Origin of the sequence: Brevibacillus sp. NRRL NRS-603 (assembly GCF_003013445.1) — a bacterium.
GTDB lineage: Bacteria > Bacillota > Bacilli > Brevibacillales > Brevibacillaceae > Brevibacillus > Brevibacillus formosus.
On the sequence record NZ_PXZN01000008.1, the window covers coordinates 63676 to 75429 of the forward strand.

The 11754-nt window shown below is 48.5% G+C and carries 11 protein-coding genes; 6 read left to right on the forward strand and 5 right to left on the reverse strand.

Annotation, left to right across the window (positions count from 1 at the left end; all coding sequences use genetic code 11):
* Position 1 precedes the first annotated feature (1 nt).
* The 3 genes from C7R94_RS03675 to C7R94_RS03685 all read left to right on the forward strand — a co-directional run bounded on the left by C7R94_RS03675 (position 2) and on the right by C7R94_RS03685 (position 3176).
* Complete coding sequence (locus C7R94_RS03675; RefSeq protein WP_106778511.1) at positions 2-1240, forward strand: MDR family MFS transporter; 1239 nt, start codon at positions 2-4, stop codon at positions 1238-1240.
* Positions 1241-1611: 371 nt separating this feature from the next.
* Complete coding sequence (locus C7R94_RS03680) at positions 1612-2784, forward strand: bis-aminopropyl spermidine synthase family protein (protein ID WP_106778512.1); 1173 nt, start codon at positions 1612-1614, stop codon at positions 2782-2784.
* Between the two features lie 53 nt (positions 2785-2837).
* Positions 2838-3176, forward strand: coding sequence for a DoxX family protein (locus C7R94_RS03685; RefSeq protein WP_106778513.1), 339 nt, complete (start codon positions 2838-2840; stop codon positions 3174-3176).
* Positions 3177-3223: 47 nt separating this feature from the next.
* Here C7R94_RS03685 and helD read toward each other — a convergent pair whose 3' ends face one another.
* From helD to C7R94_RS03700, 3 genes are all read right to left on the reverse strand, one after another.
* A complete protein-coding gene (helD, locus tag C7R94_RS03690) occupies positions 3224-5584 on the reverse strand; it encodes an RNA polymerase recycling motor HelD (protein ID WP_106778514.1) in 2361 nt (786 codons plus the stop codon).
* Between the two features lie 253 nt (positions 5585-5837).
* Complete coding sequence (locus C7R94_RS03695) at positions 5838-6461, reverse strand: DUF6143 family protein (protein ID WP_106778515.1); 624 nt, start codon at positions 6459-6461, stop codon at positions 5838-5840.
* A gap of 175 nt (positions 6462-6636) precedes the next feature.
* On the reverse strand, positions 6637-7011 hold the full coding sequence (locus C7R94_RS03700) for a DUF423 domain-containing protein (protein ID WP_106778516.1): 375 nt from the start codon (positions 7009-7011) through the stop codon (positions 6637-6639).
* Between the two features lie 275 nt (positions 7012-7286).
* Here C7R94_RS03700 and C7R94_RS03705 point away from each other — a divergent pair, with 275 nt between their 5' ends.
* Entirely contained in the window at positions 7287-7469 is a 183-nt protein-coding gene (locus tag C7R94_RS03705) for a hypothetical protein (RefSeq protein ID WP_106778517.1), read from the forward strand.
* Between the two features lie 135 nt (positions 7470-7604).
* Positions 7605-9026 carry a SpoVR family protein gene (locus tag C7R94_RS03710; protein WP_106778518.1) on the forward strand — a complete coding sequence of 474 codons (1422 nt, stop codon included), beginning with the start codon at positions 7605-7607 and terminating at the stop codon, positions 9024-9026.
* 64 nt (positions 9027-9090) lie between these two features.
* On the opposite strand, the gene C7R94_RS03715 is transcribed toward C7R94_RS03710, so the two are convergent.
* Positions 9091-9858: an SDR family NAD(P)-dependent oxidoreductase gene (locus C7R94_RS03715; protein WP_106778519.1), complete on the reverse strand. Its 768-nt coding sequence runs from the start codon at positions 9856-9858 to the stop codon at positions 9091-9093.
* Positions 9859-9886: 28 nt separating this feature from the next.
* On the reverse strand, positions 9887-10588 hold the full coding sequence (locus C7R94_RS03720; protein WP_106778520.1) for an SDR family oxidoreductase: 702 nt from the start codon (positions 10586-10588) through the stop codon (positions 9887-9889).
* Positions 10589-10790: 202 nt separating this feature from the next.
* On the opposite strand from C7R94_RS03720, the gene C7R94_RS03725 reads away from it, so the two are divergent.
* On the forward strand, positions 10791-11723 hold the full coding sequence (locus tag C7R94_RS03725) for a 3-hydroxyacyl-CoA dehydrogenase family protein (protein WP_106778521.1): 933 nt from the start codon (positions 10791-10793) through the stop codon (positions 11721-11723).
* Positions 11724-11754: the final 31 nt, after the last annotated feature.

Sequence of the window (11754 nt, forward strand, 5' to 3'; positions counted from 1 at the left end):
TATGAGCAAAATAAGGCAAGTGTGGGAGGCGTATCACCCGATTGTTCATCTTTTAATGGCAGGGACGGTGTTCGTTCAGCTCACCCAATCGATGAGTATCCCTTTTCTGGCCATCTATCTCGGTGAAACGACGAAGCTCTCTCACGCCTATATTGGACTGATTATCGGTGCAGGTCCTTTAGCTGGAACAGTCGGGGGATTTGTTGGCGGGATTCTCTCGGATTTGTTTGGCAGACAAAAGCTGATGTTTTTTTCCTTGCTTGCTATGGCGTGCTCGATTATCGGCTTCATTACAGTGGCTCATCCGATCGGTTTGCTGTTAATTAGCTTAGTTATGGGATTGGCGGCATCGATTTTTGGGACGGTTTCAAAAGCGCTGATGGGTGACTTGACTCCCGAGCATAAACGTTTTCGTGTGTTCTCGAATCGCTATCTTGCGAACAACCTAGGCTTCGCGATTGGTCCTATGCTTGGTGCTTTTTTGGGGATTTCCGGGAGCAATCTGGCATTTATTCTGACTGCGGTATCCGTAGTGAGCTTTGCCGTCATTTTATTAGTGGCCTGTCGGAGATGTGGCGTAACCGATGATGGTGGGAGGAATGGAGAGGTAGAGCGAGCCAGTTTGGCTGAGATCTGGCAAGTGCTCAGAAGGGATGTCGTCCTTCTTGCATTTGTCACAGGCGGAATTCTGTTAGTGACGGTTTACGGTCAGATGTCTGTTACGCTCTCCCAATACTTGCGGGAAAACTTCTCGGAGGGAGTCGCCTTGTTTGGAACATTGATGAGCGTCAACGGATTTACCGTCTTGCTTTTGCAAATTCCTTTAACGAGGCTGGTTGAGCGGTATTCCTTGTTTGCGAGGATAGCGGGTGGTGCTGTACTGATGGCCATAGGAGAAGTCGGCTTTGCTTTTTCGCCAGATTGGGCTTGGTTTATTACAGCAATGATCGTTTTTACGATCGGGGAAATCTTGATCGTTCCGGCTGAATATGCGCAAATCGACGAGATCAGTCCCGCAAACATGAGAGGGACTTACTATGGGGCACAAAGCGCAACGATGCTGGGCAGCTTCCTTGGACCATGGACAGGTGGCATGGTGCTCACCGCATATGGTGGCCCCGTGATGTTCTTGGTTATGGCAGTATTAGCTCTGGTCAGCTTGATCTTTTATTGGTTAGGACGCAGATTGCATGAAAAGCGAAAGCAGCTTACAAATGCGATTGTAGAGACTGTTATGTAGCTTCTTGCTGATTGATTGAAATTGTCGTATAATGGAAAGTATCTTTTTCAAAAGGGGACGTTTTGATGTCGGTGTGTGTTCTTAACTAAGCAATTGGATAGGGTACTCCCAGTATTTTAGCAAAAACCACATTTTATGTAGGCTTATTTGCTATGGAAAAAGGGAGGCCTTGATTAGTTAAGAACTTACGGTCATCCATCTACCCATTTGCTCGACTACGGGAACCGTGCTCTTACGCACGGTTTTTTTGCGTGACTATCCACGCGCACGTAGCGAACGTATGCCCTCAAGGCGGAGATGAACGAATGTTCATGCTCTGCCTTTTTTGCATGCATCGATGGGTCTATCCCTTTTGAAAAGAGGTTTTCTACATGAAAAATTATATCGAAGACACCTATAAACAAGTGCGTTTACAAGAAGGTCAACGAGTGATCGAACAGTTTCTGCTTGCGTGTTATTTTCATCCGGGTTTGCCTACGAAAGAGCTGGCGAGAAAAGTACTCTTGCCTGTACCTGTGGCAACTGCGATCAAAAAAGAGCTGATCAAGGCAGGTGCCATACAGCAGGGGAGCGGAGTGAGATGTACCGCAGAAGGGGAGGCGTACATTGAGCAAAAGCTAGGGTATGGTGGGCTGGATCGAGAGCTGTACGAGAAGCTAATGGGAGACGACGAAGCTTGGAAAACCGAGCTGGCTGACTTGCAAGCGGAGATGGAAACGATTTTCGCTGGGCGTCCGCAAGTCGATGTACAGATCGATCAGTCTAAGTGCACAGTCGAGACGAGCTTGCGCAGGGCAATCCTATGCTTGCGGCATCAGAGCCTGGTAGGGAAAAAAATATTATGCGTCGGGGATGATGATTTGGTCAGCATCTCACTGGGGCTTTTGCTTAAGCGCTTGTTTCCAGAGAAGCAGCAACGTCCAGAGCAAATTGACGTAGTCGATATCGATGAACGCTTCCTCCAGTACATTACGGATGTGTCCAAGCAAAAAGAATTGACTGTAGCCTGCCATCAGGCTGATTTGCGGCAGCCGCTGCCGAAGAAGCTGCAGGGTGGGTACGATTGCTTTTTCACAGATCCACCTTACACGCTGCAAGGAATGGCTTTGTTTTTATCCCGCGGAATCAGTGGGCTGCAAAAGCGAAAAGGACTGTCCATCTTCCTGTCCTTTGCGCATAAATCGCCTGATTTCACGCTGAATATGCAACGGGAGTTCGTGCTGGCAGGCTTGACCGTACGAGAGGTGCTCAGTCATTTCAATGAATACGAAGCGGCCCAAATGATTGGAAACAAGGGACAGATGATCGTGCTGACCACTACAGAGCTGACGGCTCCAACGATCAAGCATCCATTTCTGGAGTCGCTGTATACAGGCGAAGAAACTCCTTCCAAGCGTGAGTATCAATGCAAGCGTTGCAAAAGATCGGTCCAGGTAGGGGCACAGGCAAAAATAGTGACAATCGAACAATTGAAAAAACGCGGCTGCCCTCGTTGCAAGCACCAGAGCTTTGAGCTGTTGTCCCGTCGAAGAGCACAAGACTGATTGTACGCAAGTGGGCATATCGTAGTGGTGGAGGGGAGGGAGAATAAGAGAAGATGGCTTACGAAAAGGCGTTTTCTTTATTACGGATCGCGACGGGAATCTTGTTTTTCATCCATGGCATAGCCAAACTACAAAAAGGAATGGATGCTGTTGTGATGACGTTTGGCGATCTCGGCTTGCCGGGGTGGCTGGCGTATCTGGTTTTGATCGTAGAATTAATTGGTGGTCTCGCGCTGATCATCGGAGTCGGGGCGAGATATGCTGCCTGGGGATTAGCTGCAATCATGGCAGGAGCGATTGTGACGGTAAAATGGGAGAAAGGCTTTGTCGGCGGTTATGAGATGGATTTGATCCTGTTGCTTGTCACGATTTGTGTGGGTCTAAAAAGGTGAAAAAGAGATCCGGCTGAACCAGTAAGCGGTCAGCTGGATCTCTTTTTTTAAACAAACAGCTCGTAATACTCAGGAGAAACGTTATCTAAAAATGGACTTTTTTCACCCGAATAGTAAAGGTGAAGCTCGTGCATGGCACGTGTACATGCCGTGTAAAAAAGCTTGCGTTCACTTTCTTCGCCATAGCATGTGGCGGAAGCATCATAAAGGATGACCGCATCGAACTCTACGCCTTTTGCCAAGTAAGAGGGAATGATCAAGATTCCTTTCTCAAAGGAAAGAGTGGCGGGCTTGATCAAGCGAATCGGCAAGCTCTCCTGCAAAGCGTCATGGACGATTTGGGCTTCCTCTAGCGTTTTTGTGATAACAGCGATCGTCTGATGACCACGATCGGTGAGCTCATGTATACGTGCTGCGATTTGATCGGCATGAGCTTGAGGTGATGTCACTTTGGTTAGTGTTGGCAAGCGGCCGTCGCGCATAAAAGGCTCAATCGTATGCCCATCTCGTAAAAGTTGTCGTGTAAACAAAACGATGGGATAGGTGGAGCGGTAGCTTTTGGTCAGGACGAAGGTCTCCGTCTCTTCAGGCTCAAATAGGGATGTGACAGAATCAAAGCTATTCTGGTAATACGCATGAGCGTAAATCGCCTGATTCCAGTCTCCCAGCACGGTCATTTTGGCACGGGGAAACAAGCTCTTGATGAGAGCAAACTGAAAAGCGGAGTAGTCCTGGGCTTCATCGAGAAATACATGACGGACGAGGTTGTTCGTCTGCTTTCCCTCCAAGCGTTCCTGCAAATACAAATAAGGAGGGATGTCTTCACATGCCAAATACTGTTGCTCTAAACGCGCTGTTGTCTGTTCGCACACTGCGGGCCATTTTTCCAATCCATCATGTTGGAGAGTATTTGGAGCAAGCGTCCCGAGCAAGTCAGGTGACAAAAAAAGCTGGCGGTAAATAGCGAGCGTATCAATAAATTGAAGTTCACGGATAAAATCGCGCAGAAGCTGAAACTGCTTTTTGACGATCCATGTGGCTAAGAGCTCCTGCTCGCGTTCGAAGTCATCGAAGGTATCCTCCCGAAACTGCTTTTTGCGGCGAAGGGATTGATAGGCAGCTACGTAAGCTTCTCGATCAAGCAGCTCCATTTCATCCTCTACCCATGATTTTGGTCGTTCATTTTGTTCCAGTTTTTTCAGCTCTGTCAGCAGTGATTTCGCAACGAGTACCATCCGATTGGGGATCGGCAGACTCGTATCGAGAGAATAAAACAGCTCATGGATGTGAGCCGCACTGATTAGTGTCTGGTTTCTAAATGTAACGGGGCGAAACATAATTCCAGATTGCTTCAAGCTATTCGCGTATTCATCCATAGCCTGCAAAAACAAGGAGCTTGATTTGAAACGGATTCCTAAAAGCCTCGCCTCGTATCCAGACTGATCACTTGCTGTCAGTACATACTCCATCTGTTCAAGCGGGTTTTCCAGGCGGAAGTCGTCACCGAGACGATGCTCCGCGTATTCCTGAAAGGTCGTTTGCTGCATATTTTCCTCGCCGAGCTCAGGAAGAACGGTCGAGACATAGCTGTTAAACAAAGAGTTGGGCGAAAACAAGACGATTTGCTCTGCGGTCAATGTCTTGCGGTAACGGTATAACAAATAAGCGATTCGTTGCAAAGCCGCAGACGTTTTTCCGCTACCGGCAGCTCCAGAGACGATGACGAGTCGGCTGCGTTCGTTGCGGATAATGCGGTTTTGATCCCGTTGGATCGTGGCTACGATGCTTTTCATCTGCGAGTCAGCCTGTTTGCCGAGTACCTCCTGAAGCAATTCGTCGCCAATCGTCACGCCCGTATCGAACAGGTGCAGCAATTTGCCGTCGCGAATAATGTATTGTCTTTTGCACGTAATCTCTCCATTTATGCTTCCACTTGGGGTATTGTACTCTGCTGGCCCCGGCGAATAGTCGTAATACAGACTGGAGATCGGTGCGCGCCAGTCGTAGACGAGAAACTCCTCGTCGTTTTTATCCAGCAAGGAAGCAATGCCGAGATAGATGGCTTCTGGCTTCGATTCCAGCTCTTCTTGAAAATCAATCCTGCCAAAATAGGGAGAGTGCAACAATCGCTGTAGCGTACGCAACTGATTTTGGGCATGGCGATGGATGCGTTCACGCTCGGACAGGACTTCCGCTTGCTGCTTGATACTGGCGTAAGTCTCGACAGCTTCGATGGCATCCTCGAAGTTGACAGTCACATCGTCCCAAAAATGCTTGCGAATTCCGATGATATCCTCGCTCACGACATTCACATGCTCTTTGAGGTCATCTATTCGGTTCTTTATCTCTGAGATGACTCGTTCAACACGTTGTTGTTCGTTTTGCCGATCTTGATCAGTCACGCTCATGGTACCGCTCCTTTTTCGTTCCCCATTTTTGGCCTGAAGGTTTGACAATCGAAAGTGAATGTGGTACTATTATATTGGAGATAAAATAGTTACATATCATCGATTGACCGACAGACCAATTCTCATTCTATCACGTGAAAATTGGCTTTTCAACATGGTGTAGGAAAAATACAAAGTGAAATGACAGGGAACTCCTTTGGGGGTTCCCTTTTTTGTTGCGGTTAGACTTGTCCGCTAAGCATTCCAGTGAGAGCTACCCATATACGGGTTGTTCCCACCAGTCTATTGAAAAGTAAAAGGATGTCTTCTCACCAGTATTTGGAACGCGAACGATGAGTGCCATTCCAGGTCCGAGAATCCACTGACCGCCAGGGGTCGCCTCAACGGTGGAGGACGCCGGAATGATTCGCGTGGCGGTATGAATGTGATCAGAAAAGGTATCCGTCATACCAGTGCCATGCAAAAGTTGTCCTTGGGCGGCGGGACAAGCGGGGAGTTGAATATAACCAGAAGTCACTTGACGTGAGAGAGTCGTACCAGTGATAGAGGAGGCTTTGCCAAACAAGAAATGTGCTTCTATCGGGTGCGGGGATGGACTGGTGATCATCCAGTGGTGGACAAATAAATGAACACCGGAGCGTAAGGGATTCGACAAGGCAGCGATCCCGATAGCCCCATCGCCCACGTTTATTTTTTCCGACTGCCCCATGAAGTATTTGCATTGATCCGCCATCGACATCGCGTACGGAATGTGAACACTCCGACTCAGCTGTTCCGTAGCAGATGGAGTGGGAAACGGATAGTACCCCATCTGCATGTAGACATCTGGTATTGCGCTATAAAAGTACGAGGGGCGAGTATAGGAGGGCTTTGTCATGATTTCCTCTCCTTGTGAGTGGGGTAACTGCTAACCCTACAGCATATGGCAATCATTCATGGAGGGTGTCAGGGGCTGGCGATATTTGCATAGCAGGTTTCGCTGAAGTCATGGCGGATAGAAAAAAGGCTGGGAGCAATATCCCAACCTTTTGCAAGCATATGAACTCTTTCGTTTACGACACGGTTTTCCAGGCATGGATCGCAAGCAATGCCCAGCCAGCGAGGAACAATACACCGCCAATCGGCGTAATCGCTCCGAGAACCTTAATACCAGTCATCGCGAGCGTGTAGAGACTGCCGGAGAAGATCAAGGTTCCGGCTGCAAAGCACCAGCCTGCCCAGACGAGGCCAGAAGAATCCGGATACCATTTTAGCAAGAGGGCAACCAGCACCAGAGCCAGCGCATGTGTTGTCTGATAGGTCACGCCCGTATGGAAAATGCCCAGCGAATAGTCGTCCAGTTTTTCCTTCAGTGCATGTGCTCCGAATGCTCCTAACGCAACCGAAAGAAATCCACTGATACTGCCAAGCATCAAAAACAGCTTCATTAGTGCGTCACTCCTTTATTCACATTACCTGTACATTTGTCTGTTCTCTATTCTAACGTAAAAATCCAAGTTCAAAAAGTCGGCTTTTCAGCACCGAGAAAGTGGCAGAATTACTTCGTGATCAAAAGTCGATTTTTTGAACAACCGCTAAAGCCCAATTGTAATTTGGTGAACATGCCTTGGACTGCCATACAAGCCGCTTGTCAATCTCCGACATAGAGTAAAGTATCGCAGTGGCAACGCTTACAGGCCGCTGCGACGGGAGGTGACGTAATATGAACAAATGGATTTCCAATGTTGGCGGACTCCTCGGTGGCTACGCATTGTTGAAAGCGCCGTTGGAAGGTTCCTTCCTTAATGGGTTGGACCCGTTGGTGGATGGAGTTGGTCTGATCACTGTGGTCGTATTTGCGGGAGCCCTTATTTATTCTGGTGTGCGCGACTGGTTCCAAGGCTAAGAAGGTAGGACGAAAAACAAATCAAGGGTGTCTCCAGTCGGGGATGCCTTTTTTTCTTCGGAAGGCTGGCGTCTTTTAGCGCGGTCCCCCATATACATAAAGTAGACCGACGGCAAAAGGGGGAGGCGAAACGATTTGACCAACGACGAGCGCAAAGAACTGGAGCGATCCATTGACGAAATTACCGAGATCGCCAAAGGGTTCAATCTCGATTTTTACCCGATGCGATACGAGATATGCCCGTCTGACATCATTTATACATTTGGCGCGTATGGAATGCCCACCAGATTTTCGCACTGGAGTTTTGGAAAGTCCTTTTACAGGATGAAACTGCAATATGACCTGAATCTGAGCAAAATTTACGAGCTCGTCATCAACTCCAATCCTTGTTACGCGTTTCTTTTGGACGGCAATTCCTTGATCCAAAACAAGCTCATTGTTGCTCACGTCCTTGCTCACTGCGATTTTTTCAAAAACAATGTGCGCTTCTCCAACACGAATCGGGATATGGTCGAAAGCATGGCGGCCAGCGGAGAGCGGATTCGACAATACGAGATCGAGTACGGCAAGGAAGCTGTGGAAAATTTGCTCGATGCGAGCTTGGCGATTCAGGAGCATATCGATCCGAGCTTGCTGCGTCCGAAGCTGCGTTGGAAACGAGAGCCAGAGGAGCCGAACAAGAAGACGAGGAACGAACGGCACTCCCCTTATGACGATCTCTGGGGATTGGACCGCAGAGCAAAAGAGGAAGCCGAGCCGGTAAAAGCACCACGCAAATTCCCGCCAGAGCCGGAAAAAGACCTGTTGCTGTTCATTATGGAATACAGCAATATCCTAGACGATTGGCAGCGGGATGTGCTGACGATCATCCGGGATGAGATGCTGTATTTCTGGCCGCAGATGGAGACGAAGATCATGAACGAAGGATGGGCCACCTACTGGCATATGCGCATCCTGCGGGAAATGGAGCTGACAGAATCGGAGACGATCGAGTTTGCCAAGCTGCATTCCTCTGTCATTCAGCCTTCGACGACGAGCATTAATCCGTATCATCTGGGCCTGAAAATTTTGGAGGACATTGAAAAACGCTGGGATAATCCGACGAAGGAAGAGCAGGAGCGCTTTGGACGCAAGCCAGGAGAGGGACGCGCGAAAATTTTCGAGGTGCGCGAGCTGGAGTCCGACATTAGCTTCATTCGCAACTTCCTGACCAAGGACCTCGTCAGTGATCTCGATTTGTATATGTTTGGCAAGCAGGGAAACGATTGGGTTGTCGCGGAAAAGCAGTGGGAGAAGGTACGGGATGGTCTTGCAGGCACACGGGTTAATGGGGGATTCCCTTATGTACTCGTGCACGATGGGGATTACTTACGCTCCGGCGAGATGTACTTGAAGCATCATTTCGAGGGGCTGGAGCTGGATGTCAAATACGTAGAAAAAACATTGCCTTACATCTATAACTTGTGGGGAAAATCTGTTCATTTGGAATCGATGGTGGAGGATCGACAAGTGTTGTTTACGTACGATGGCAAGAAGGTGCACCGCCGCTTTTTATAGGGGGAAAAAGGCCGCATGCCCGGTGGAAGCTAACCGAGCGTGCGGCCTTTTCTATGCATCCGAACTAGGACAATTGATCCGTAATTCCGATATGACTGCTGATCCCGCCGTCCATGGTGATGCTCGCTCCGTTGATGTATCCACTATGCAGTCCGACGAGATGATAAATCATCTGGGCGATTTCCAACGGTTGAGCTACGCGTTTGACCGGGCTTTTGGCGATGACCCGATTCATGTAATCTGAAATATCCTCCGGCCGCACGCCCATCGCGGTATCCACATATCCCGGACAGATGGCATTACAAGTAATCCCGTGCTCTCCCCATTCGGCAGCGATTGTTTTCGTATAGCCGATCATGCCGTGTTTGGAAGCGACGTAAGTGGACGAATGTGCAGAGCCTAGCAAGCCCTGAATGGAAGCGATGTTTACGATTCGCCCGTAGTTCCTTTCTTTCATCTTGGGCAACAGGTTTCTGCAAAATAGGAATACACTCTTCAAGTTGGTATTCATGATCCAATCCCACTCTTCATCGGAGACCTCATCGACTCGGTGGAATGGACCGCCAACTCCGGCATTGTTGACCAAGATGGTGATATCTCCGAAATGCGATTCTACTAGCTGGATGGCTTCTTCAACCTGCGCTCGTTGACCGACATCACAGCGAACGGACAAGGCTTGACCGCCTGCGTGATTGATTTCTTGGGCGACGAACTGTGCTTTTTCTTCTTGTACATCAAGAACAGCGACGCGTACCCCATGTTGAGCCAAAAGCTTTGCGGCTGCTGCCCCGATTCCATTGCCTGCTCCTGTGATGATTGCTGCTTGCTGCATTTGTAAACTCTCCTTATTCATCTGTGATTTAGAGAACGCCTTTAGGCGGAAGGATTTTGACTTCATCGATTCGAACGTGGAGGGGACGGGAGGCGATATCTAACACGGTATCTGCCACATCTTTTGGTACGAGCATCGCACTCGGATCAAAAAAATGCCGGTCCTCCGTCATATTTGTATGAACGGCGCCCGGAAAAATGGTGGAGACTCTTACATTGTCGTTTTTCCATTCTTCATTGCAAATTTGGGAAAAGCCTTGGACAGCGAATTTCGAAGCACCGTAAACGCCGTTTTCCGCAATGGGAATATACCCTGAGACACTAGAGATATTGATGATACGGCCTCCGTGAGCTTTCATGACCTTGTATCCTTCGCGGCTGCAAAGAAAGAGTCCGGTTACATTGGTGCGGAAAACATTCTCCCATTCATCCAAGCTTGTTTGTTCAACAGGCTTAAACACGCCGACTCCCGCATTGTTGACGAGAACATCTAGACGTCCGTATAACCTTTGTACTTGCGCAAATAAAGCAAGGACACTTTGCTCGTCAGTCACGTCTAGCAGTACATTCGTCACACTTCCCGGTTCAGCGTGTGCAATTTCATTTGGATGAGGCGCGGTTCGAGAGGTTGCCCAAACGATCGCTCCTTCTTCTGCCAGAACATTTGCCATCTCAAGGCCCAATCCTCGGCTGGCTCCTGTGATGACCACGACTTTATTCAGTAGTTTCATGTGTACCTCCGTATAATGAAACGTCCATTCCAATAACTGATTTTACTAAACGATTTTTAATGGTATAAAACTTTGTCCCTACCAACAAGCGCCAAAGGAATGAAATTCGGTAAAAACAGTAGGATTTTGCTGGGCAGGAACTAGGCATTTAATCGTGGAAAGCTTTGGTAGTAAACCTAATTCACCCTGGGAGGCTCTTTCTATGGAAAAGTATGCGGCTGTTATCGGATCAGGTGTTATGGGGCACGGAATCGCGCAGCTATTCGCATTGGCTGGATATCGTGTTTCTCTTTATGATTTGCAGGAAGAGTTTTTGATAAAAGCGAGAGCTAGTATCGAGCACAGCCTTTCCCTTCTGGTTGCAGAAGGAATAATTGCAGATCAGTCTAAAGCAGCGGCGCTCGAGCATATCATCCTGACCACGGATTTGCAAGCGGCAGTATCTGCTGCTGAAATCATCACAGAAGCAATACCTGAAGTCCTCGAGCTAAAGTGGAAACTGTTTGAAAAGCTGGAGCAATACGCAAGGCCAGATGCGATTATTGCTTCCAATACGTCTACGTTTTCGATTGCGCGACTGATCGAAAAAGCAACTACGCCACAACGTTTTATCATTACACATTTTTTCAATCCGGCTCAATTGGTTCCGCTAGTCGAGGTAGTCAGACACGAGAAGACCGCGCAGGAAGTGGTTCACAAGACGATACAGCTGATGGAAGAGATCGGGAAGTCTCCGGTTTTGCTGAAAAAGGATGTACCGGGCTTTATCTCCAATCGGCTGCAAACAGCCTTGATGAGAGAAGCTTTTCATTTGCTCGCAGAAGGTGTGGCAGATGCAGCCCAGATCGATACGGTGATGAAGGAAGGAATTGGTTATCGTTGGGCTTTTGTAGGGCCTATTGAGACGGCGGATTTTGGCGGACTCGATACGTGGAAGCGCGTGATGGATAACCTGGCCCCAGAGCTGGATGCTTCGACAAAAGCACCCGCCATCATTGAAGAAAGAGTAGCAGAAGGCAATCTCGGAACCAAGACCGGAGCAGGTATTTACTCGTATGAGGATACGTCTGTCTCAGAAAAGCTTCGTGTACGTGACGAACAGTTCATCCGTTTAGCGAAAATGAAGCGCGGTTGAAGTAACTTACAGATAAATTTCGCTGCTAAAC